This is a genomic window from Planctomicrobium aquicomposti (assembly GCF_051466325.1).
In the GTDB taxonomy this organism is placed as follows: domain Bacteria; phylum Planctomycetota; class Planctomycetia; order Planctomycetales; family Planctomycetaceae; genus Planctomicrobium.
This window is the reverse complement of sequence record NZ_CP195792.1, coordinates 12100-34448: the sequence shown is the minus strand read 5'-3', so window position 1 is coordinate 34448 and position 22349 is coordinate 12100. Positions and strand designations below refer to the sequence as shown.

Sequence of the window (22349 nt, the reverse complement as noted above, 5' to 3'; positions counted from 1 at the left end):
GGGTGGAATCCAGCCCCGAACCTGAATTTTATATAATCATCTCCCGAACATGGATTAGGGGCGGTTTAACGAATTGCGCAAAGGAAAACACCGCACCCAGATGGATGCGGTGTTTGTTGGTCGGGCTGTGGAGGTGGGGAATCAGCCGACAGACCGGATGGTCTTCAGCAGTCGGGAAATGATCTTGTACGGATCGGCCTGGGAGTTCGGACGGCGGTCTTCGAGGTAGCCGCGGTACGCGTCGTTCGCCACGAACGAGTGCGGAATGCGGATCGAAGCGCCGCGGTTGGCCACACCGTAGTTGAACTTGTCGATGGACTGGGTTTCATGCAGCCCGGTCAGGCGGAGGTGGTTATCCGGACCGTAAGCGGCAATGTGCTCGTCCTTGTACTTGTCGAAGGCAGCCATGAGCTTTTCGAAGTAAGCCTTGCCGCCGGTTTCACGCATGAACTTCGTGGAGAAGTTCGTGTGCATGCCCGAGCCGTTCCAGTCGCCGCGGATCGGCTTACAGTGGAACTCGACATCCACGCCGTACTTTTCACAGGTCCGCAGCAGTAGATAGCGGGAGACCCACAGGTCGTCACAGGCTTTCTTGCCGCCTTTGGCGAAGATCTGGAATTCCCACTGTCCCTTGGCAACTTCGGCGTTGATCCCTTCGAGGTTGATGCCGGCATCGTGCACGATGTCGATGTGCTCTTCCACGATTTCGCGAGCTTCAGCGCCGACGTTCTTGTAGCCCACTCCGGTGTAGTACGGTCCCTGCGGTGCGGGATAACCTTCTTCGGGGAAGCCGAGCGGACGGCCGTCGCGGTACAGGAAGTATTCCTGTTCGAAGCCGATCCACAGATCGGGATCGTCTTCCACGGTGGAGCGATAGTTCGACGGATGCGGCTCGCCGTTGGGGAGCAGCACTTCATTCATCACCAGAAACCCGTTTTTGCGGGTGCTGTCCGGGTACAGGGCGACCGGCTTGAGAATGCAATCGGAGCTGTGCCCTTCCGCCTGCTGGGTGGAGCTGCCGTCGAAGCCCCAGAGCGGCAGATCTTCCACAGACTGCGGAGCTTTGTCGACCACTTTGGTCTTGCTGCGGATGTTCGGCTCGGGCTTGTAACCGTCCAGCCAGAGATACTCCAACTTGTAGCGTTCGGACATCAGTTTTCACTCCCTAATAGGAAACCATGTTGGCGAGGCGACAGCATGTTTTCACGTACTCTTTCGACTCCGAACAGCGCGCTCCGCGGAATGAGCAACTCATTCTGCCGTATCGGCTCGACGTGAAAACCCCAGGCAGATCTCCGGCAGGATCATGTTCAATGCCGAAGCTCTGCCTCAAAAAATCCTTCACTCTTGTCGCTCATTTTCCCTGAAACGGGCCCCATGCCTGTTTCAGAAGCAGCTTTGCACAAAAAACTTGCAACGTGAATTTGGGGAAAACGATGAATTGCTTGATATCGCAAGACTTACGTCTTCATTCCCCTCTTCGATACCATGATTAGGCAAAGAGAATGCCAGCTTCCGGCAAATGCAGACAATACCATCCGGCCGGGGGCGGTGCAGCAAGGAAATGGGATGCGGGGAAGCGGATTTCTTTCTCGACTCCCCAGTTTGTGAGGGGGTGTGATGCCACGGTCGATACGGTTCGGGGGGATTCTGTGTTTGGTGGGGATTGTGTTGGGGGGAGGCTCAGCGCTCCCGGCAGCGGTCCGCCCGAACGTCCTGCTGATCATTACGGACGACCAGGGATACGGCGATTTTGGATTCACGGGGAATCCGATTCTGAAAACCCCCGTCATTGATCAGCTTGCCAAAGAGTCGTACTCCTTCCGGCACTTCTACGTCCACTCCTTCTGTGCACCGACCCGGGCCGCACTGCTGACGGGGCGCTATCCCCATCGCAGTGGCGTCAGCGGCGTCACCAGCAACAAGGAGTATCTCCCCGCTTCCGAGGTCACCATCGCCGAAGCCCTGAAAGGGGGAGGCTACCGGACCGGCTGTTTCGGAAAATGGCATAACGGCGAACAGTATCCGATGACGCCCCCCGGACAGGGCTTTGACGAGTTTTTCGGCTTTAACAACGGGCACTTCAACAACTACTTCAACGCCACGCTTCTAGACGGTGCGCAGCCGGTGGAAACGCAGGGCTACCTGCCGGATGTGACCACCGACGCCGCCATCCGCTTTATGGAAGCGCGGCGGTCTGAACCTTTCTTCTGCTACGTGGCCTACAATACACCCCACTCGCCGCATCAGGTTCCCGATCGCGAATACGACGCCTACGCCTCGCAGGGGCTGCCGCATGTTCTCGCCGCCTTCTTCGGGATGTGTGCGAACATCGACGAGAATGTCGGTCGCATGCTCGATACGCTGAAGTCGAACAATCTCGACGACAAGACGGTCGTGATTTTTATGACCGACAACGGGGGGACAGCCGGTGTCAACTTCTACAACGCCGGCATGCGGGGCAAAAAAGGGTCCGCCCATGAGGGGGGAAGCCGGGTCCCATTGCTGATTCGGTCACCAGAAAGCCGAAAGACCCCGCGTGAAATTGATCAACTCGCTGCCCATATCGACCTCTATCCCACAATTCTCCAGATGTGCAGCATTCCGGCTCCTCCCGGTCCCCGCATCGATGGAGTCAGCCTCGTCCCCTTGTTCACCGGCCAGAGTCACGGCGCCGAGGAGCGCTCGATCTTTCTGAATGGCGGCGGCATGACCCTTGAAACCAGCGGGACACCCGGAGCAGTGCGGACCCCTCAATATCGACTCGTGCGCGAGAAAGAGGGACAGCACCCCACTGCGTGGCAACTCTATGACATGCTGGCCGATCCTGGGGAGACCACCGATCTGGCTGCCGAACGTCCCCAGATCGTCCAGGAGTTGGCGGCCAGCTACGACGTCTGGCTGAAGGCGACCTTGCAGCACAATCCTCCGCCGGTCGTGTTGCCGATCGGCTATCAGCAGCAGAATCCGGTGATTCTCAATGCCACGAGCGCCCGGTTCTCGGGAAGCCTGTCGTACACCCTTGGCCCCGGCTATGCCCATGACTGGCTGTCGAAGTGGACCGACACCACCTCACGCGTCTGGTTCGATGTCGACTTCGTTCATCCGGGAACATACGAGTTCGAAGTGCTCTACGCCTGTGCTCCGGATCAGGCGGGCTCCACGTTGCAGCTCACGGCTCAGGGAGAGCAACTCTCCCAAACGGTTCCCGCAGGGGAATCGCCGGCGCTTCCCGCCCCTGACAACGCCACGATGAGAAAACAACGGTTCACCGGTCGTAGCTGGACCTCGTTCCCGCTGGGAGAGTTGAAGCTGAAGTCCGGGAAGACGCGGCTGGAGCTGCAATGCACCGAACTGGCGCACGAGAGCGCACTGGAGTTCAAGGGGCTCAGTGTGCGACGTGTGCAGCCTTAGCGCGGTGTGACTTTTGACCGACCCGTTCTTGCCCGGCGGGGCAACCAGCTCACGTGAGGTCTTCGTGCACCGTCGCGGCCACGGGATTTCTGCGGACGGAGAAGTATTCGAGCGCCAGCACCGCCACCGCAGAGATCACGACGATTCCCATCGTGATCCAGAACTGGCTGTTCAGCTGGGTCTGGTTCAGGGGGAGCGGCTCAAACAGCTTGTCCTTGAACTCGGCGATTTGAGGAGTCGTGTCGACCTGGATCGGCCAGATCTTCCAGAGTGAGCCAACCTTGATGCCACACAGGAAAGCGAGCGTGGGATATTCATAGCGGGCCAGCAGCCACTTCAGAAACTTGCTGCAGCCGACCACGCCGAACAGGCACCCGAGTCCAAAGGCGACGAGAATCAGGAAGTCGTTGAAGTCGAGACTGAGCTTCGTGGCGCGGTGGATCACTCCGGTCAGGTCATGGTATCGGCCCATCACCAGCAGGATGAACGCGCCGCTGATCCCCGGCAGAATCAGAGCGCAGATTCCGATCAGCCCGCAGAGAAAGATGTACCAGAGCGCCTGTGGGGGATGTTGCAGCGCCGGCTGCAGCACCAGCCACATCGCCAGCGCGAAGCCGAACACCAGCAGTAGGATCTCCTGAATTCTCCAGCGGGGGACGAGCCTTGCGACCAGATAGCATGAGGCGGCGATCATGCCGAAGAAGATCGGCAGCATCGTGTGGTAATGATGCTCCAGCAGGTAATGCATCAGCGAGCCGACGGTGGCGATGCCGGTACCGACTCCGACCATCAACGGGACCATGAACTTCAGGTCGAGTCGATCGATCGCTTCACGCCAGCGGCGCTGGACGATCATGGCGAACAGGGTGCCATCGACATGGCTGATGGCGGTGACGATCCGCTCGTAGATCCCGATGATCAGCGCAATCGTCCCGCTGTCTCCTCCGGGAATCACGTTGCAGGTGCCCATGGCGACGCCGCTGCAGAAGGTGGCGACCACTCCAAAGTTCGCAGCCGAACCGGGAGCCGGCTGCTGCGTTGTCGTCTCGGGCATCACATCCTCGCTGAAGCAATTACGGGGAAATCTCGCGCGGCGGAACAGCCAGTCCTGCAGCCCCGCCATCAGCTGAAAACTGGAAGGCTCTTTGCGGTGGGCAAAGTCTAGTGCCTGCACGGAGATGTGGCGAGCGGGGATTGTTCCAGATTATCGCTCGTGGAAATGAGCCGGTTCCGGTCGACACTGAGAGTTCCGGGCCGGATCTCATTTGCGGCCGTTGATGAGGCTGCGCAGCACCCGCAGGTTGACGGCATCCATTTCTTCGCCGTCCCGCTTTTCCTTTTTCGTCTCGAGGTACATCGGCAGTTTCGCAAACCGAGGGTCGTTGAGGACGAAGCGGAACGGCTCCAGTCCGAGGCACCCTTCACCGATGTGTTCATGCCGGTCGACCCGGCTCCCCAGTTCCTTTTTGCTGTCATTCAGGTGGAAGGCCCGCACGCGATCGATGCCGATTACGTCGTCCAGCTGCTGCATTGTGGCGGTGTATTCCGCTTCGGTTTTGAGCGGATAGCCGGCGGCAAACAGATGGCAGGTGTCGACACAGATGCCGACGCGCTCGGGTTCTTTCATCTGCTGGAGAATCGAACGGAGATGTTCGAACCGCCAGCCCAGGTTCGTTCCCTGTCCGGCGGTCACTTCGACCCACGTTTCGACCTGCACGCCCGAGGTGCGGCGATGGACTTCATTCAGTCCCTTGGCAATCTGCAGCAGTCCTTCTTCTTCACTGCTGGTGACGTAACTACCCGGATGCATCACGACGCCCGCCAGCCCGAGTGCTTCCGCCCGTTCGAGCTCGATGGTGAAGGCGTCGACAGACTTCTCCCACAACTCCGGCTCCGGACTGCCGAGGTTGATCAGATAGCTGTCGTGGGCGCAGGGGATCTGCAGCTTGTGTTCAGCCAGCGCCGACTTGAACAGCCGGATGTCGCTGTCGGAAAGGGGCTTGCCCTTCCATTGGTTGTTGTTCTTCGTGAAAATCTGCACCGTGTCCATGCCGAGTGCAGCAGCGGCTTCCACCGCTTTGTGATAACCACCAGCGATGGAAAGGTGTGAACCGAAGAGCGGCATGAATCAGATTCCCGGCGGATGCTCGACGAGCTTGAGTTGAGGGTAGCGCCGCTGAAAGTAATCGAGCGACCAGTCATCCGTAAACAGAATCAGCTTCGCTCCCGCCTGGTCCGACATGATGCGTGAGCCGCTGGGGAGCGTGTAGGCTTCGGCATCGAAGTCCGGCTCATCGATCCAGCGAGAGATGCGATACGGGAGCCGGTCCAGCGCGACCGCCGCGTTGTACTCGGTTTCCATGCGGAACTTCACGACATCGAACTGCAGTTCGCCGACCGCAGCCAGCACTGGTTCGTGGGCGGTGGTGTTCGCATCCGAGATCTGTTGCACCGCCCCTTCTTCAATGAGCTGTTCAATGCCGCGCGAGAACTGTTTCCGCTTGGAGGTGTCAGCGCAGCGGACCCGGACGAATGTTTCCGGGGCATAGATCCATTGTCCCAGCAGTTGCACGCTGCGGCCCGCGCACAGGGTGTCCCCCAGACGCAGCTTGCCGGGATTCACGATGCCGATGATGTCGCCCGGATACGCCTGTTCCACGGTCTCCCGTTCCTGAGCGAACAGCTGATGCGAGCGGGGGACCCGAATCCGTTCGCGCGTCCGGGTGACGGTCACTTCCATATCCCGTTCGAAGCGTCCGGAGCAGATCCGCACAAACGCCACGCGGTCACGATGCCGGGGATCGAGATTGGCCTGAATCTTGAAGACGACTCCGCTGAAGTTCGGATCGGCGGGAGTGACGATGCCTTGATCGCTCTGATAGTTCCGCGGGGGAGGAGCGAGCCGCACAAAGGCCTTGAGGAACTGTTCGACACCGAAGTTGGTGAGGGCACTGCCGAAGAACACCGGCGTCTGCGTCCCCTGCAGGAAGAGCGCCGGGTCGAAGGCGGCCCCCGCCCCTTCGAGCAGGCTGATTTCGTCACGCACTTCCTGCAGCACTTCGGGGGGATACAGGGTGCAGTCGGGATCGTCGAGTTGGCCGACCTCCACGGGAACTTCGTGCGCTCCCCGGAGCACCGACGAGAACTTGAGCAGTTGATTGGTCCGTCGATCGACGATGCCGTTGAAGTCACGCCCGCGCCCGACCGGCCAGTTGAGCGGAATGGCATCGATGCCGAGCACGTTCTCGATTTCGGTCAGTACCGCCAACGGATCACCGCCGGGACGGTCCATCTTGTTGACGAACGTCAGAATCGGGACCCGCCGTTCCGCGCAGATCTTGAACAGCTTGATGGTCTGCGATTCAATCCCGTTCACGGCGTCGACCACCATCACCGCGGCATCGACGGCGTTCAGCGTCCGGTAGGTGTCTTCGCTGAAGTCCTGGTGACCGGGGGTGTCGAGCAGGTTGAGCCGAAAGCCTTCGTAATCGAAGCACAGGCAGGTGGCGGTCACCGAGATGCCGCGCTCCTGCTCCATCTTCATCCAGTCGGAGCGAGCCGCCCGCTGAGACTTTCTCCCCCGGACCGCCCCTGCTTCCTCGATGCGTCCCGAGTAAAGCAGGATTTTCTCGGTCAGCGTCGTCTTCCCGGCATCGGGGTGGGCGATGATGCCGAACGTTCTGCGGCGGGCGATCTCCTGCAGGAATTTCGTCGTCGCCGAATCTGTCGCAGGGACGTGCGGCAGGCCCTCGCCGGCAGATCCGGATGAAGCAGACATGGTTGGTCCTTCGGGGGAACAGAGAACGGGACGCTGAGACTCACCAGATGGCCGCGGCTGGTGTCTCAGACGGAGAGCGCCTCTTTCCCCACGCGGTGGCAGAAATCACCAAACGATTCTGCCGGCTGTCGCTGCTCACGATACTTGGTGAAGACCGGAGCCAGTCGGCTGGCGATTTCGGCCTCTGGAACCAGGTCCTGGTACAGGTAGCCGAGCCGGGTTCCCTGTGCATTGCCTCCCAGGTACAGCGTGTACTTGCCGCGGGCTTTCCCCACGAGGCCGATATCCGGAGTGTACGGACGGGCACAGCCGTTCGGACAACCGGTCATGTGAACGGTGATCCGTTCGTCCTTCAGGCCATGCTTGGCCATTTCGGCTTCGATGGCATCCATGACAGTCGGCATGATCCGTTCGGCTTCGGTCACAGCCAGTCCGCAGGTCGGCAGCGCCGGGCAGGCGATGGAGTATCGCCGGGCCAGCGTCAACTCTTCGGCCAGCTTGACTCCATGCTTCCGCAGAATCGACTCAATGTCCGACTTCTGCGAGGGCTCAACATCGCAGAGAATCACTCCCTGCAGCGCGGTCAGGCGGAGGCGATGCGGGTACTTCGCCAGCAGCTCGCGGAAGGCGGTTTTCAGCGTCAGCCCCGGCAGGTCCTGCAGGCGGCCGTTTTCGATGTTGATGCCGAGGAACAGCTTGCCGTCCCCCTGCTCATGCCAGCCGATGTGGTCATCGACTTCGACGATATCGTCGAGACGGGGCTCGGCGAGTGGTCCGCCGTAATACTCCTCGACCTTGGCTTTGAACTTGGGCATGCCCCAGTTGGCGATCAGATACTTCAGCCGGGCGTACTTGCGGTCTTCGCGGTTCCCGAAGTCCCGCTGCACTTTCACAACGGCTTCGCAGGCGGCGATGGTCTGGTCGACCGGCACGTAGCAGAGTTTGTAGGCGAGTGCCGGAAACGTGTCTTTCTTGGCGGGAGTCATCCCCTGTCCGCCACCGGTCACAATGTTGTAACCGACGATGTTGTCGTTCTCGATGACGGCGATCAGCCCCAGATCCTGCGTGTAGACATCGATGCAGTTGTCTTCCGGCAGGGCGATCCCGAATTTGAATTTGCGGGGCAGGTAGGTCTTGCCGTAGATCGGTTCGTCGGTCACTTCGTGGACCTTGGTCGACTCTTCGCCGTCCTTGATCCAGATTTCATAATAGGCCTGCGTGCGGGGACGGAAGTGGGCTGCCAGCGCGTCGGCCATTTCCTGCATCTGCTGGCGGACCGGGCTGTTGGCGATGGGTGCGGGGCAGCACATGAAGTTGCGGCACACGTCGCCACAGGCAGCGATCGTCGACAGCTTGGCCTCATTGATCGCCTTGATCGTCGCGTGCAGATCTCCCTTGAGAATGCCGTGCAGCTGGAAGCCCTGCCGATCGGTGATCCGCAGGGTCCCGTTGCCGAACTGCTCGCAGAGGTCCAGTTCCTTCAGCAGCTGGGCTGCGGTGATTTTACCGCCGGGAATTCGGGAGCGGACCATGAACATGTAGCTCTTGCCGCTGCCGCCGCCACGATCGTCGCGGTTGTCCTGCTGGTAGGTTCCGTGGAACTTCAGCAGGTTCGCGTTGTCTTCGATGAAGGAGGCCGAATCGGTCGCCAGCTCTTCGCGAATGGTGCCGCGCAGATAGTTGCTGCTTTCCTTGACTGATTCAAATTTGCTGGCCTTGCCGTCCATTGTGGTTTGCTTCCGTGGATGAGAAATGACTCGGGGGTCCGGACTGGCCGGATCAGGGTGGGGGCTGGAACAGGCCGTCCGCTGGCCGGAGTATCGGTACTATTTTAGGCAATCTGCCGTCGGGCGGAGACCTGTTGCCGGGATTCCCGACTTTGGTCGAATCTTCGCAACGGCCACAGATTCGGGAAAAACAAGATATCGGCATTCCGCCGCGAACATAAGGTCAGAGTCGGACACTTTCTTCGCGTTCGGGAGGCAGGACACCATTGAGCCGGCGCGGGCTCGGTCCCTCCCGAAAGCGGGAATTGTTGCGTTCTCCGGGGAGCGGGCCGAAACTGCTCATGCATGCACGAGAGCTGATGCAAGAGGTTCGCGGGCGGACTCCGATTCCAGACTCGCTCCCTGCCTGCGGTGCGGATTGGCGGTCTCCCCCCGGGACTCAGAATCCCAGTCCGAAGCCGTCGAGTGCCGCAGTTCCGACGGTCCCATCGGTGATGTCGAACATCGTGGGGAACTCCCGTTCCCAGCGGCGGTTGGCTCCGGGGCAATACTGCCGGCCATTCCCCTCGATGGCGGCCACCCCGGGAATGCGGGCCGCGAGGCTGGCCGAGTGCAGGAAGGAATAACCGGGGCAGGTCAGATCCTGCACGCACAGGAACATGCCGAACTTCTGGGCCGCGGCGGCTGCGAACAGGGCCTCGGTGTGTCCCTTGCAGGCTTTCAGAGCGACGCCGCTGTAACCGAGGTCACGAGCCAGGAGCAGCGCATCGTAATTCAGCAGGGACTCGTCAATGACGACCGGCTTCAGCTCGGCCGCCTTGTGCATCTTGTTGTCGGGATACTCGCGCAGATTCCGGTGCGTTGGCTGTTCGATGTACTGAATACGGTCGTAGCCGGCGGGCGTCTGTTCTTTGACCCGCTTCAGGAAGTCGAGCACGTAGTCCACGTTCGCGCACTTCTCATTGAAGTCGATGGAATAGAACCACTCCGTACACCCGCGTGCGGCCTGGGCTTCGGCGGTGACCCGGTCGATGGCGATCACCCGCTCCACGTCCCAGTCGAGATTGTCTCCGTTCATTTTGATCTTCAGGTGCGTCAGGCCGTCAGCCTTGATCCACTCCGGAAGTGTTTCGGGCAGACCATCCTTGAGTCGAGTCTGCAGATCTGCTTCGGTCAGCGGATCGAGCGCGCCGACGAGGTGGTACAGCGGCATCCGTGGTTTTGGTTCACGCAGGGTGTACTGATCCAGGTATTCCCCCTTGAACTGGTCATCGAGGTAATACGACAGGTCATTTTTCATGAACTGCTTCGACAGCATGTTATAGCTGTTGAGCAGGTTCACCTTCCCGTAAGCATCATGAATGGCCGCATCCAGCGCGCTGGCCGCCACCAGCTGGGCCAGTTCGGGGATCGGCTCGGGCAACTTGTGATCCCGCGAGACGACCTTGCCCAGGTGTTCGTATTCGGCGGAGATGTGATAAATCGCATCGATCGGATGGCCGAATTCATCAAACGCGTCCGTCAGTCGGCAGACCCGTTCCGCGAAATCGCACATGGCCGCAACGGCCTGGTCCGGCGTGACTTGGGTCGACGGCCAGGCCCAGATGTTGCCCACAGGCATGCTGCCGAAACCGGTCGCTTTCTTGCGATCCCGGGTCTCTGCCACCACTTCGACATTAATCAGCCGGTGTTTGTCCATGACCCGCCCGCCGAATTTGAGTGGCGTGCGGAAAGGATGGTCTTCAAAGGAGATAACGGCTTCTTTGATGCGGACGTCTTGCGGCCTGTTCATGACACCTGGAAAGGGACTTTAGAGGAGTGCGAAAAAGAGAGTGCATTCAGATGCACGCAATTCTAGGAACTGCAGTAAAAATCTTGCAACGTCATTCCCTGCCAGCGGAGGGAAATCTCACACGATAAATCCCGGCTGCAGAAGCAGTTGAGAATCGTCAGTCTGGCAGACCATGCACTGCGAGGGCAATGGCCCCCATCACACCGGCCTTGCTTCCCAGCTGGGTTTCTTCAATTCGGATCCCGTCGACCGGAAATAACCGACCGACGCGCGACCGGACATCTTCCCGGATTCGCCCCAGCAGCAGTTCGCCCAGTCGGGCGACGCCTCCCCCGATCACGATCAGTTCGGGATGGATGGCGGTCACGACATTGGCGACTCCGATGGCGACATACGAGGCCGCCTGCAGGATTGCCTGCCGGACTGGTTCATCCCGGTCGGCGACCTCCCCCATCACCTCGGCCGTGACATGTCCCGGATCACCACCGGTGACTTCGTGCAGCGTGGGAGCCAGTCCCATCAGCATCAGCCGGATCCCTTCCGCCGCCAGGGCGGTCCCGCTGGCCATCGTTTCCAGGCATCCGTGATTGCCGCAGCCGCAGAGTGGACCACCGGGGTCGATGGTCTGGTGTCCGAGTTCTCCCGCAGCACCGAGCGGGCCCAGGCGCAGCTTCCCGTCGATGACCAGTCCGCCGCCGATACCGGTCCCGATGGCGATAAACACCATCGTATTGACCGTCCGGCCGTGGCCGTAGTTCATTTCTCCATACGTCGCCATCCGGACGTCGTTGAGCAGCCGGACCGGACATCCGAGTTGTGAGGAAAGAATCTGCGACACCGGCACATCGCGCCAGTGGGTGGTCATGTTCGGCAGATATCGGGTCATACCGACGCGGGAGTCCACCAGACCGGGGAAGCCCATCCCCAGTCCCCGAGGAGAGGACCCGGCATCGGCGGTCAGTTTCTGGACCGCGCTGCAAATCCGTTTCAGGACGTCGGCCGGGCCTTCATGCGAGTCGGTCGGGATGCTGCTCTCGCGAAGCAGAGTCCCGTCCTCGTGCGCCAGGGCCAGCTTGATGGAGGTCCCTCCGACGTCGACTCCGACATACAGCTCAGCCATTGTTCTTCGCCAGTTCAGTTCGGACCCGCTCCAGCAGAGCTTTGGTCTTGCGGATGCCATCGAATTCGCTGAGATCCGAGCCTTCGTACTCGATGCCGACAAAGCCTCGATAGCCGCTGTCGAGCACGAGCTTCATCATCCGCAGATAGTTGACAGAGGTTTCGTTCCCCTCGCCGTTGAAGTCGTAACTCTTGGCGCTGACCCCCTTGGCAAACGGCATCAGCTCTTCCACACCTTCATATCGGTCGTAGAATTCGGTCGGTGAAACCCGGAAGTTGCCAAAATCGGGCAATGTGCCGCAATGAGGGTGGTCCACCTGTCGCATGACCTCCGCCAGCCAGCGGCCATTGGAAGAAAGACCGCCGTGGTTCTCGACGATCACGTTGAGGTTGAGCGGCTCGGCGAGCAGTGTCAGCTCCCGGAGTCCGTCGCTGGCGAGACGCATCTGCTCGTCATAGGTTCCCTTGCTCTGTGCATTGACCCGGATCGAGTGACAACCCAGATAAGCGGCGGCCTCCAGCCATTTGCGGTGATTTTCCACGGCCTGACGGCGACGTGCGGCGTCGGGATCGCCGAGGGCTCCTTCGCGGTCCACCATGATTAGCACATTGCGGACGCCGTGCTGTTCGGAGCGCTTTTTCAGGTCCGCCAGATACGACTGTTCCCCGACTTTGCCTTCGAAGAAGGTGGACACATACTCGATGCCGTCGATGTCAAACTCTTCCCGGGCGATCCGGGCGAAATCCAGATTGCTGAGTTGCTTGGCGTTGATCGCTTTGTGCAGGGACCATTCCGCCAGCGAAATCCGGTACAGCGGGTTGCTCTCGGCTACAGCGGCGATCCCCCGCTTCAGCAACGGAGTCGTGGCGAGACCGGCAGCGAGTCCGAGGAGAAATTCGCGACGGTTAGGGGCAAGGTGCGGCATCGGCGTTGACCTGACAGGCGGGAAAGAACGGGACCAACTCTCCGCCACGATGGACCATCTGTCCCGAAAAGTCAAATCCCGCTCATTCTGGGGGGCGGGCACGAAGTGAGCGCCTGCTTCACGGCTGAAGCAGGTGGGCTGTGCGCATTGTTTCAGTTTCTTGGCGCCCGGGGGGGTGTGGGCTCCCATCTTTTCCATCTTCCCGTGCGGAAGCATTGATGCTGTGCCGAGTTTGCATCATGTGTGGTGAGAAATCGAATCCTGGCCAAAAAAGCGGCACAAACAATGCGAATTTGAAAAGGTTGCCGCCGAGGTAATCGTGATGCCTGGTTCTCGTCAGGCGAAGTTGCGCTCTCGATCGAGCGACTTCGCGCTGTGCGGGCCGCGGAAAGACCGAGTTGCCTCGCGGTCGAATTGTCATGCGAGGCCAGTGTTGCCGGGTCCCCCTCTGCCAACGCGGTCTGAAGAATGTGAATTTTGTCCCATTTGCTGAAGGAAGAGAGAGACCCGATGTCGGGACACCCGCCATGGCTCGATCGTTTCACCCAACGAGCCGTTGAGTGTCTGCACGCTGTGGAGGAAGCCCCCTCCATCGGTTGCCACGTTTTTCAGGATGGCGAGATCTGGGAAGTCTCACTCTTTCTTTCGCCCACCGAAATCGTGGGTGGCGAACATGACGGTGAACGGCTGACATCGCTGTTCGTGGCCGACGTGATGGAACTCGTCCACATCTTCGATACAGTTGCTTCTGCCAGCTGGCAGCCTCATCCTCTGACGCCTCAGGACGACCTGCGCTCGCATCTCGCTCTTGTCGGGGAGTTCGAAGGGCACATCGTCTGGCTGCGGATTCTGGGGGAATCTCCCGAGCAGTTTGGAGTCGGGCGAATCGCTGATTTTCATGGTCGCAGCGTCGTCGATACCTGGTAGTCGGCTCCTGTGGCCTGTTGAAGCCACGGCGAATACGGTTCTCTTCAGGCTTGTCGGCTTTTGGTTCCACGACGAACCGTCTGCCAGCGCATGCAAAAACCTCTCAAGCCCAGGCCTGAGAGGTTGTGAGCATTCAACTCCGTGCCGTTGCGGCACGCTGGCGATTACTTGGTCGCCGGAACTTCATTGGAAGTCTGCTGGATCGGGTTCTGGGTTGCGGGAGCGGCCGCCGGAGCAGCGGGTGCTTCAGCCTTGGCGGGTGCGGTGGCGCTCATCAGCTTGATCACATCTTCCGTCAGGTCGACAGTCTCGTCGAAGGCGAAGATCAGCGCGTCGTTCTTGGTGACAACCGTGCCAAAGCCCTTGTCGTGGGCCAGCTTGGAAGCGACCGGACGGGCTTCGTCGCGGAAGCGGTTTTCCAGCTGCTGGCGATGCTTGCCGAGCTGGGTTTCCGCCTGCTTCTTAAGCTGATTGAATTCGAGATTGACCTGCTGCGTCAGACGATTGAACTGGGCGGTTTCTTCCTGGGTGGGGTGTTCGCCGATTTTGCTGCGGGCTTCCTTCAGCTTCTCGGTCGCCTGAATCTGGATCTGGTTCAGCTGCTGCTGCAGCTTGCTGGCGGAACCCTGGAACGTCTGGGTCATTTCTTCAGCGCGGCCCAGACGGCGGGCCACTTCGTCGAGATCGACCACGGCGACGCCGGTATGTTTTTGACTGCCTGAAAACGACGACCAGCAGACACAGACGGCCAATGATGCCACGATAGCGATCGCGGCGGAGACTCCATGGCGGACCATAACCAACGACTCCTCAGAGACAGGTGAGATGTGAGATGAAGCGGCGTACCGCTGGGTGAGAGATGAGAGCAAGGGGCGGGACGTTATGACATTTCATCAAAATGAGTAAAGAGCAATCTGCAACAACTCCCGCGGAGACTGCTGTGGTGTGATGCACCGGCCCCACCGGCGTCAGCTGTTGATCTTTGCCGATTCCGACACCCCGGAGAGAGTGCGATAACAGGTGTCTTCGATTCATCTTGAGCCCGATCGGCAGTTCCCCGTACGATTCGCCGCGCCGGTCCCGCGAGACCTGCTCGTTCGCCCTGTGTCCCTTCACTGCCTCTGTGATTCGTCGTTTCGAGATGTTTTGAAATGCTCGACTACCGCTTCAAGCCGATCAGCAAAGTCTGCGCGAAAACCGGCGCGCCGCTGATCCCCGGGGCGGTCTGCTATTCCGTGCTCGTGATCAAGGATGGCGAGTTTGAACGACTGGACTTCAGCGAGGCAGGATGGCAGGGATTGCCTTCCGAAGCAGTCGGCTACTGGCAGTGCATCGTGCCGACTCCCGCGCCTCGGCAGGCGGCAACCACCGACGCGGAAACATTGCTCCGTTATTTCGAACAGCTGATCGAGGCTGCCAATCCGCAGCAGGAAAAGCTGGCCTACGTGCTGGCGCTCTTTCTGCTGCAGAAGCGACGATTGAAACTGGACGGCTCCCGTGTCGATGACGAGGGAGAGTTTCTGCAGCTCTCCGGATCGCGCGGTGAAGGCCCTTATGAGGTCCGCGACCAGCAACTGTCATCGGAAGAAATGGCAGCGCTCCGGCAGGCGCTCGATCAACAGTTGACGACTTCCTGGGAGGCAGCATGATCGAGCACTCCCGCCAGCCTCGCTGGTCTGCCTGCAGTCGGAACAGAGTGCGGCCATCGTCGGCTGCGGCACTGCGTGTCGTGTGGGGGCTGCTGGCGATGTGGATGGTGTTCAGCAGCACCGGCTGTTCGACGTTTGCCTGGCCCCGGATGCGTGCATCGATCTCACCGCAGATTACAAAAGAACAGCTCGTCGCCCGGCTGAATCAGAATATCCTGGGAGCTGACGGCCGACCGGGGCTGACCGGCTGGCAGGCCAGCAATGCCACGGTGCGACTGACCGGCGTTCCCATTGGTTTGCCCGCCATGATCGCTGTGGAAGCCCCGCGGAATTTTCGGTTGATTGTTTCCCGTCCGCTGGGAAGCCAGGAAGTTGATATGGGCTCGAACAGCAATCAGTTCTGGCTCTGGACGAGCGACAATGCCCAGCAGGTGCTGACCGCCAGCCATGAAGACATTCCCGTGGCGCTGCAGGCCCTGCAGTTCCCGGTGCCGATTCATCCCGACTGGCTGATGGAAGTGTTCGGCGTCATTCCTCTGGATGATCGCGAATTTAAGCTGGTCGGGCCTACTGAGGCGCGGCAGTTCGAGCTCGTGGCCCTGCGTCATTCCCCGGTGGGCGAAGACGTGGAGCGTGTCATCCGGGTCGACGCCCGGAGCGGTCAGATTGAAAGTCATGTGCTCCGACAGCCCGGCGGCAAGATCATTGCCGAAGCCCATATCGACAAGTACATGAAGTCCCCCAACGGGACGGAAATGCCGATGATCTTCCGGCTCCGCTGGCCCGATGTCATGATGCAGATGGTGATCGATCTGCGCAACCCGGTGGTGAATCCACCGGGGCTGGCCCAGAACACGTCGCTCTGGAATGTTCCCTCGATGGCGGGGACACAGCTCGTCGATATCGGTGCCATTGCCCGCAGCCGACAGAACCTGGCGGGTGGCGGAATCGACGGCCGGGCCCGTCCCACGTCCCGGCCTGTTGGGCGGGTCAACCTGACTCCCTCGCGCACGGTCGAAGCGCCGACCCCTGCAGACTGGATCCCCCAGATCGCACTCGATGCGGAGCCGGCCGAAGAAACGTTCGAATGGGCTCGCCCCATTCAGGTCAACGCGGAGTTACGAGACGGGCTGCCGTCAATGTATTCCGGAGCAGCGTCGCAATCGTCATGGGACCAACCCCTCCCGGCACGGGAGTAATCGCCCCCGCGACCTCTTTGACGGCGTCGAAGTCGACATCTCCGACAAGCTTGTCTCCCAGTCGATTGATGCCGACATCAATCACGCAGGCTCCCGGCTTCACCATGTCTGCGGTGACAAAATTCGGCCGACCGATTGCCGCGATCAGCAGGTCGGCCTGACGTGTGATCTCCGGCAGATTCTTCGTCCGGCTGTGCGCGATGGTTACGGTGCAGTCGGCCACCGGCCCTTTCTGCACCAGCAGCAGGGCCATCGGCTTGCCCACAATCTCACTGCGGCCGATCACCACGGCATGGGCTCCTCGCACGTCGATTCCCGACTGGCCAATCAACACCTGACAGCCGCTGGGAGTGCAGGGGAGAAAGCGGGGCCGTCCCTGAACGAGCAGGCCCACGTTCTCCGGATGAAAGCAGTCGACATCCTTCATCGGCAGGACCGCGTCGAGGACAGAGACCTCGTGGATCTGCTCGGGTAACGGCAGTTGCACCAGAATTCCGTGGACATCACGATCGTGATTCAGCCGGTCGATCAGCTCCAGCAACTCCGGTTGGGTGACCGTGCCGGGGAGGCGATGCAGCGTGCTCCGGATTCCGGCTTTCTCGCACGCCTTCTGCTTGTTCCGCACATAAACGGCGCTGGCCGGATCATCGCCAACGAGAATCGCAGCCAGATGCGGCGTGACCCCTGTTCCCTTCACGAAGTTGGAAACCCCTTCAGCGGTTTCCTGATTCAGACTGGCTGCTGTGGCTTTTCCGTCAATGATCCGCGCTGACACGATTGCTCCTGAACCAAATCTGCAATGTCTGCAAGTGGGGGGGGGGAGAGCCGGTTGCTCTTTCCGACGCCCGCGCAGCGAGCGTTTCGTGTGATGAACTGCTCATCTCCTCGCGGCGAGACCGGGCCTCTCAAAAGCGAAGATGCTCTCTCCCCCCAGTCTATCGTGATTCCCCAATTTTTTCATGGATTCTTCAACCAGCCTGCTGTCGATTCGGGGACTCTCCACGAGCGAACTGCAGCAGGGGGCTGCAGCGATCAAACGCAGTGCAGCGACCAAACAAGGGGATGGTCCCTGAAATCGGCCCTCATCATGCCCGACTGAGAGAGTGGGGCAATATCGCCTGAATCGAACAGACACAGGGAAGATTTCGCCTCGATAAAAACTGGATACTGTTCATTTGCCTCCCCCTTGACAGGCTGCGCATTGTGTCAGAATACAGTTCCCTCACGGAATCCGTGGATGATCCACGGATCACGAACTGAAAGTCTTGCCATGATTCGTCGACTGACCTGCCCCATCTGCAACAAGGATCTGCCTCTCGAGATCGACGGTGAATCTCCGATTTTCCCGTTTTGTTCCAGTCGCTGTAAGCAGGTGGACCTCTATCGCTGGATGTCCGGCGAGTACGCACTGATTGAACCGTTGACTCCCGATAAGTTGATGGAGCAGATTCCCGAAGAGGACCTGCCGCCGGAGCTGCGGGGATAGAGTCGATTCGGGACTTCACAAAACAGACGGCCCGGATCTTCCTGTGCAGAAGAAGACCGGGCCGTTGTCGATGGCGGGCTGTCGTCGGCTGTAAATCAATGCCGGAAGTGACGACGACTGGTGAAGATCATGGCGATTCCATGCTCGTTGGCGGCCTGAATCACTTCGTCATCGTTCCGTGAACCGCCCGGCTGGATGGCGGCCGTCACGCCTGATTTGGCGGCGACGTCAATTCCGTCACGGAACGGGAAAAAGGCATCCGAAGCGATCACGCTTCCCTTGGTCCGGTCTCCCGCCTTGCTGGCGGCGATCATGGAAGAATCGAGGCGGCTCATCTGCCCCGCACCGACGCCGACCACCATGCCGTTCCGCGCGAGGACAATCGCGTTGGACTTCACGTGCTTGCAGACTCGCCAGGCGAACTGCAGATCCCGCAGTTCCGACTCGTTCGGCGCCCGCTGGGTGACGACCTTGTAATCGTTGACTGCGGGAGGATGCACATCGCGCTCCTGCACCAGCAGTCCACCGGAGACCCGGCGGTAATCCAGGTGAGCGGTGCCGTTCACATACAGGTCGGCGACCCGGAGCAGTCGGACGTTATTCTTCCACTTCGGCTTCGTTCGCAGGATCTCGAGGGCCTCTTCGGCATACGCGGGGGCGACGATCGCTTCGATGAATCGGCCCGGTTCGGCCAGCAGTTCTGCGGTTGCGGCATCCAGTTCACCATTGAAGGCCAGGATCGAGCCGAAAGCACTGACCGGGTCCCCTTCATAGGCGTTGACGAACGCTTCTGCCTGGGTCTTCGCAATGGCACAGCCGCAGGGGTTGGTGTGTTTGATGACGACCGCCGCCGGCTCTTCGAACTCCTGCACCAGACCCCACGCGGCATCGAGGTCGAGCAGGTTGTTGTATGAGAGTTCCTTGCCGTGCAGCTTCTCCGCCGCAGCGATCGACCGGGGCGGCGTCGGTGATTCGATGTAGAACGCGGCTGCCTGATGGGGATTCTCTCCGTAACGGAGATCGGAATCCTTTTGCAGGGTGATCGTCAGCTGTGCCGGGAACTGCGAAGGGACTTCCGTGGTGATCCGGGCGAAGTAATTGGAGATGGCCCGGTCGTACTGGGCGGTCATTTCAAAGGCTGCGTGAGCCAGTTCGCGACGGAGTGTCGCGTCGAGGGGGCCCTGACGCAGTTGTTCCAGCACGCGCGGATATTGTGAGGCATTCGTGACGATGCCGACATAGGCATGGTTCTTGGCGGCGGAACGGACCATGCTCGGTCCGCCGATGTCGATCTGCTCGATGGCATCTTCGACGCTGACGTCGGGCCGGGCGATCGTTTTTTCAAAGGGATAAAGATTCACCACCACCAGCTCGAAGGGAATGATTCCATGCGTCTGCATGGCTGAAGCATGTTCTTCGACATCGGGCATGCCGAGGATGGCGCCGTGAATGCGCGGGTGCAGGGTTTTGACCCGGCCATCCATGATTTCCGGAAAGCCGGTGTAGTCGGAAACGTCGACCACGGGGAGTCCCTGATCTTTCAGGAACTTCGATGTTCCTCCGGTCGAGAGGATTTCAAACCCGAGTTCCGCCAGACCCTTTGCAAATTCGGCGAGTCCAGTTTTATCACTGACACTGATCAGCGCCCGTCGTGACGAGGCATTCATTATCGATACTTCCTGAGATTGTCCGGTGGGGAGGCTGCCGTCGACAGCGGACGAGAGCGCAGCAGAGACCAGGCAGCGCGGCTGAAGCGCCGGTTGTCCTCTCGCCATCCGTCAGCCACGCAGCGTCATGATTGCTGTCAGCAACCCTGTTGCGAGGACTCCGCAGGGAACAACTCCGCAGCAGCCGGAACGTTGCCGCTCCGTGGAAATTCTAGCGTTCCGGATGTCGTCTGTCGCCACATGGGGTGGCGGGGATCCCGGGCTTCCCACAGGGGAAAAAAGAGTGATCAGACCAGCCCTTTCAGCTTCCTGATCGTCCACTCGGCGGAAATCAGGGTCACAAACAGCAGCAGCAGCGGCCAGCCGTCCCACAGGCGAATTCGCTCGAAGCGATTGAGGTCACTGGGCAACCCCTGTTCCAGCAGCGCCTTCAGGAATCCGCCGAAGTCTTCCGGGGACAGGACCGTTCCTCCGGTCATGGCGGCGATTTCCGACATCAGCCCCGGATCGGCCGCAGGATTGTCCATTTCCAGATCGCGTTCATCCACGACGAATCGGGTCAGCACGCTGTGCCCCAGGGACTTTCCCCCTTTGGTGGCAGCGACGCGGACCCAGTAATCGCCCGGTGCCAGCGTTTGTGAAAACTCGGCCAGCCCGTTTTCGCCCAGTCGCTGCGGCAGCAGCTTGACCGGTTCGCCCCCCGTGGGAAGAAGCACTTCCACCTGATAGTCGGCATCGACAACCGGAGTTCCCTGAGAATCGCGGGCTCCGAACTCGATCGGAATCCGGGATTGCGGCAGAAAGTTGCGAGGTTCCACCCGGACCCAGATCGGCTGGTCGGAATCGAATTCCTTGCGCGCCAGCCAGAGCATCAGCTGCTGCCAGAATCGCTGGTGCTCAGTCTGAAAGCCGTGTGTGTGCCAGCGCCACGTCTCGTCGACCGCCAGCGCCAGCACGCGACCCCGTCCGGTGTCCGTGGCGAAGAGCAGCGGATCATCCGCCGCCGAATGCGCGAGAATGTCGATCGCGCCCGAGCGGGGATTCAGCTTGTTCGCCCCTCGCATCGGCGGAAGTCTGCTCCAGATCTGTTCGTTCTCGGTCGACGTTCCCGCGAGCCGCATCAGATAATGGCGTTCACCATCGCGCGTCGGCAGCATCTGCAGGGATTTCAGCAGCTGATTCTTCGTCGACATTTCTCCGGGGTTCAGCTTTTCGGAGATCGACAGACTGACCGGCAGCAGGTCGGCGAGCGGTGTGGCGGCATAGCCACCTGCTCCATAGTTGGTCTGGCCTCCGAGCATGGCCAGTCCCGCTCCTTCCCGAACACGTGCCGCCAGTTCGACCAGCAGGTTCTGCCCCTGCTGCTGAAAGGCGTCGGCAGGGAGATCGCCGATGATGTAGACATCATAGGCCCCCTTGGTGAATTGCTTGGGGGTGATGATCGTCTGCCGGTTGGATGGCAGCACGATCTGCGTGTCGAGCTGGATTTTTGCGGTTTCGTTCAGTCGACGAATGTACTTCTGTTCCTGCCGGGGGATATCAAAATAGGCGACACGCATCCCCCCTTTGCGGACGGTGACGAGTGTTTCCAGCCGATTGTTGCTCAGCTTCACTTCCCCATCCGCCGGGACAACTTCCGCGGCGATTTTGTATTCGCCAGCCTGCTCCGCCATGAACGACAGCTCCACGGGGATCAGTGCTGCGTTCTCGGATGTGCGCAATTCCCGCATCGGCCGCGCATCACCCGACAGGGGGATCTCCTTGAACGGGCCCGATTCGCCGAGCGCCTTCCCGGTCCGGTCTTCCAGCAGCAGCCGGACCATCACTTTGCGACCGGCCGCGCCCAGCAGCCGCACCTGAAAACGGACCGGGACCGTCTTGCGTTCGAACGTCACCGGCTGATCAAGGGTGAGATCCTCCACAGCCAGGTCCAGCCCGCTGCTGGAAAGTTCGGAGGTCCCGAACAGCACGCCGTGAACCGGAATGGATTTCTGTTCGGCAAACCGTCGGGCAGCGGCCAGCGGATCGACATCCTCCTCCCCGCCGGCGCGCTGGGCGAAGTCACTGAACATGACAACCGCAATCTGGCGGTCCCCCTGTGACTGCTCGCGGAGTTCATCCAGCACTTTGCCTACAGCGGTGAGGTTGCCGTCTGAGACATTTTCCGGTGCCGCCACCGGATGGAGTTCGCGATCAAAATCGATCATGCGAACCGAGATTTCCTTCTGGATCGCCTCGAGCGGTTCGCGCTGATCGGCCAGCAGCTTCAGCAGGCTCTCGCGTCGACTGCGACCGCCCGGTCCGTCGGTGGTTCCCATGCTGCGGCTTTTGTCGAGCAGAAAGACCAGTTCGGCATCCTTGCGGTCAGTCTGCTGCTTTTGCAATGCGGGTCGCAGCATCGCCGCGATCAGAAGGGCCACCAGTGCGAGCCGCAGCCCCAGCAGGCTCCACCGCCAGGGCTTCGACAGCTCGCGCACGCGGGGCGGATAGGTCCAGACCACCAGCAGGATCATCGCCAGTCCGGCAGCGAGGATCACCGGCCAATTCCAGACAGGTTCGAAAATCAGCCGCATGGTACCCCGGATCAGACCATCTGCCATTCCCGGGATCGACGAGCCCCGGTGCTACAAGGAACTTCTGAATTGTCGGCAGCGGGAGATGGGAT

17 protein-coding genes are annotated in these 22349 nt (G+C 60.4%); 5 read left to right on the top strand and 12 right to left on the bottom strand.

From position 1 onward, the window contains the following. Positions 1 to 141: 141 nt before the first annotated feature. Positions 142 to 1152, bottom strand: coding sequence for a glutamine synthetase beta-grasp domain-containing protein (locus SH664x_RS00110; protein ID WP_437203951.1), 1011 nt, complete (start codon positions 1150 to 1152; stop codon positions 142 to 144). Between the two features lie 468 nt (positions 1153 to 1620). On the opposite strand from SH664x_RS00110, the gene SH664x_RS00105 reads away from it, so the two are divergent. Further along, positions 1621 to 3414 (top strand): arylsulfatase, encoded by a 1794-nt coding sequence (locus tag SH664x_RS00105; protein ID WP_437203949.1) that lies wholly within the window; start codon positions 1621 to 1623, stop codon positions 3412 to 3414. Positions 3415 to 3463: 49 nt separating this feature from the next. Here SH664x_RS00105 and SH664x_RS00100 read toward each other — a convergent pair whose 3' ends face one another. From SH664x_RS00100 to SH664x_RS00070, 7 genes are all read right to left on the bottom strand, one after another. Then, positions 3464 to 4468, bottom strand: a complete 1005-nt coding sequence (locus SH664x_RS00100) for a DUF368 domain-containing protein (RefSeq protein ID WP_437203948.1) — start codon at positions 4466 to 4468, stop codon at positions 3464 to 3466. 207 nt (positions 4469 to 4675) lie between these two features. Then, positions 4676 to 5539 (bottom strand): deoxyribonuclease IV, encoded by an 864-nt coding sequence (locus SH664x_RS00095; RefSeq protein ID WP_437203947.1) that lies wholly within the window; start codon positions 5537 to 5539, stop codon positions 4676 to 4678. 3 nt (positions 5540 to 5542) lie between these two features. Continuing rightward, entirely contained in the window at positions 5543 to 7192 is a 1650-nt protein-coding gene (locus SH664x_RS00090) for a peptide chain release factor 3 (RefSeq protein WP_437203946.1), read from the bottom strand. Positions 7193 to 7257: 65 nt separating this feature from the next. After that, positions 7258 to 8919 carry an NADPH-dependent assimilatory sulfite reductase hemoprotein subunit gene (locus SH664x_RS00085; RefSeq protein WP_437203945.1) on the bottom strand — a complete coding sequence of 554 codons (1662 nt, stop codon included), beginning with the start codon at positions 8917 to 8919 and terminating at the stop codon, positions 7258 to 7260. A 439-nt stretch (positions 8920 to 9358) separates the two neighbouring features. After that, positions 9359 to 10711 carry an enolase C-terminal domain-like protein gene (locus SH664x_RS00080; protein WP_437203944.1) on the bottom strand — a complete coding sequence of 451 codons (1353 nt, stop codon included), beginning with the start codon at positions 10709 to 10711 and terminating at the stop codon, positions 9359 to 9361. A 157-nt stretch (positions 10712 to 10868) separates the two neighbouring features. After that, positions 10869 to 11831, bottom strand: a complete 963-nt coding sequence (locus SH664x_RS00075; RefSeq protein WP_437203942.1) for an ROK family protein — start codon at positions 11829 to 11831, stop codon at positions 10869 to 10871. After that, the gene (locus tag SH664x_RS00070) at positions 11824 to 12756 is read right to left on the bottom strand and encodes a sugar phosphate isomerase/epimerase family protein (RefSeq protein WP_437203941.1); all 933 of its coding nucleotides are present in this window, start codon (positions 12754 to 12756) and stop codon (positions 11824 to 11826) included. Before SH664x_RS00070 ends, SH664x_RS00075 begins: the two co-directional genes overlap by 8 nt. A gap of 510 nt (positions 12757 to 13266) precedes the next feature. Between SH664x_RS00070 and SH664x_RS00065 the strand changes: the two genes are divergently transcribed. Further along, on the top strand, positions 13267 to 13683 hold the full coding sequence (locus tag SH664x_RS00065; RefSeq protein ID WP_437203940.1) for a hypothetical protein: 417 nt from the start codon (positions 13267 to 13269) through the stop codon (positions 13681 to 13683). A 164-nt stretch (positions 13684 to 13847) separates the two neighbouring features. Here SH664x_RS00065 and SH664x_RS00060 read toward each other — a convergent pair whose 3' ends face one another. Next, on the bottom strand, positions 13848 to 14480 hold the full coding sequence (locus tag SH664x_RS00060) for an OmpH family outer membrane protein (protein WP_437203938.1): 633 nt from the start codon (positions 14478 to 14480) through the stop codon (positions 13848 to 13850). Positions 14481 to 14834: 354 nt separating this feature from the next. Here SH664x_RS00060 and SH664x_RS00055 point away from each other — a divergent pair, with 354 nt between their 5' ends. Further along, positions 14835 to 15332 (top strand): hypothetical protein, encoded by a 498-nt coding sequence (locus SH664x_RS00055; protein WP_437203937.1) that lies wholly within the window; start codon positions 14835 to 14837, stop codon positions 15330 to 15332. Beyond that, positions 15329 to 16531, top strand: coding sequence for a hypothetical protein (locus SH664x_RS00050; RefSeq protein ID WP_437203935.1), 1203 nt, complete (start codon positions 15329 to 15331; stop codon positions 16529 to 16531). The genes SH664x_RS00055 and SH664x_RS00050 overlap by 4 nt, the downstream gene beginning before the upstream one ends. Here SH664x_RS00050 and folD read toward each other — a convergent pair. Further along, the gene (gene folD / locus SH664x_RS00045) at positions 16440 to 17306 is read right to left on the bottom strand and encodes a bifunctional methylenetetrahydrofolate dehydrogenase/methenyltetrahydrofolate cyclohydrolase FolD (protein WP_437203934.1); all 867 of its coding nucleotides are present in this window, start codon (positions 17304 to 17306) and stop codon (positions 16440 to 16442) included. The two genes, SH664x_RS00050 and folD, sit on opposite strands and share 92 nt — an antisense overlap. 495 nt (positions 17307 to 17801) lie before the next feature. On the opposite strand from folD, the gene SH664x_RS00040 reads away from it, so the two are divergent. Continuing rightward, entirely contained in the window at positions 17802 to 18017 is a 216-nt protein-coding gene (locus SH664x_RS00040) for a DNA gyrase inhibitor YacG (protein ID WP_437203932.1), read from the top strand. 95 nt (positions 18018 to 18112) lie between these two features. Here the strand turns inward: SH664x_RS00040 and purH are convergent, their stop codons facing one another. Together purH and SH664x_RS00030 are read right to left on the bottom strand one after the other, a co-directional pair. Next, positions 18113 to 19684 (bottom strand): bifunctional phosphoribosylaminoimidazolecarboxamide formyltransferase/IMP cyclohydrolase, encoded by a 1572-nt coding sequence (gene purH, locus SH664x_RS00035; protein WP_437203930.1) that lies wholly within the window; start codon positions 19682 to 19684, stop codon positions 18113 to 18115. Positions 19685 to 19971: 287 nt separating this feature from the next. Then, positions 19972 to 22284 (bottom strand): hypothetical protein, encoded by a 2313-nt coding sequence (locus tag SH664x_RS00030; protein ID WP_437203928.1) that lies wholly within the window; start codon positions 22282 to 22284, stop codon positions 19972 to 19974. Between the last annotated feature and the right edge of the window lie 65 nt (positions 22285 to 22349).

Excerpts from the sequence above, each read along its gene's own strand:
- purH (WP_437203930.1), bottom strand. The coding sequence starts at position 19,684 with ATGAATGCCTCGTCACGACGGGCGCTGATCAGTGTCAGTGATAAAACT.
- SH664x_RS00105 (WP_437203949.1), top strand. The coding sequence starts at position 1,621 with ATGCCACGGTCGATACGGTTCGGGGGGATTCTGTGTTTGGTGGGGATT.
- SH664x_RS00060 (WP_437203938.1), bottom strand. The coding sequence starts at position 14,480 with ATGGTCCGCCATGGAGTCTCCGCCGCGATCGCTATCGTGGCATCATTG.
- SH664x_RS00095 (WP_437203947.1), bottom strand. The coding sequence starts at position 5,539 with ATGCCGCTCTTCGGTTCACACCTTTCCATCGCTGGTGGTTATCACAAA.
- SH664x_RS00055 (WP_437203937.1), top strand. The coding sequence starts at position 14,835 with ATGCTCGACTACCGCTTCAAGCCGATCAGCAAAGTCTGCGCGAAAACC.
- SH664x_RS00075 (WP_437203942.1), bottom strand. The coding sequence starts at position 11,831 with ATGGCTGAGCTGTATGTCGGAGTCGACGTCGGAGGGACCTCCATCAAG.
- SH664x_RS00050 (WP_437203935.1), top strand. The coding sequence starts at position 15,329 with ATGATCGAGCACTCCCGCCAGCCTCGCTGGTCTGCCTGCAGTCGGAAC.
- SH664x_RS00090 (WP_437203946.1), bottom strand. The coding sequence starts at position 7,192 with ATGTCTGCTTCATCCGGATCTGCCGGCGAGGGCCTGCCGCACGTCCCT.
- SH664x_RS00085 (WP_437203945.1), bottom strand. The coding sequence starts at position 8,919 with ATGGACGGCAAGGCCAGCAAATTTGAATCAGTCAAGGAAAGCAGCAAC.
- SH664x_RS00110 (WP_437203951.1), bottom strand. The coding sequence starts at position 1,152 with ATGTCCGAACGCTACAAGTTGGAGTATCTCTGGCTGGACGGTTACAAG.
- SH664x_RS00100 (WP_437203948.1), bottom strand. The coding sequence starts at position 4,468 with ATGCCCGAGACGACAACGCAGCAGCCGGCTCCCGGTTCGGCTGCGAAC.
- SH664x_RS00080 (WP_437203944.1), bottom strand. The coding sequence starts at position 10,711 with ATGAACAGGCCGCAAGACGTCCGCATCAAAGAAGCCGTTATCTCCTTT.
- SH664x_RS00070 (WP_437203941.1), bottom strand. The coding sequence starts at position 12,756 with ATGCCGCACCTTGCCCCTAACCGTCGCGAATTTCTCCTCGGACTCGCT.
- SH664x_RS00040 (WP_437203932.1), top strand. The coding sequence starts at position 17,802 with ATGATTCGTCGACTGACCTGCCCCATCTGCAACAAGGATCTGCCTCTC.
- SH664x_RS00065 (WP_437203940.1), top strand. The coding sequence starts at position 13,267 with ATGTCGGGACACCCGCCATGGCTCGATCGTTTCACCCAACGAGCCGTT.
- SH664x_RS00030 (WP_437203928.1), bottom strand. The coding sequence starts at position 22,284 with ATGGCAGATGGTCTGATCCGGGGTACCATGCGGCTGATTTTCGAACCT.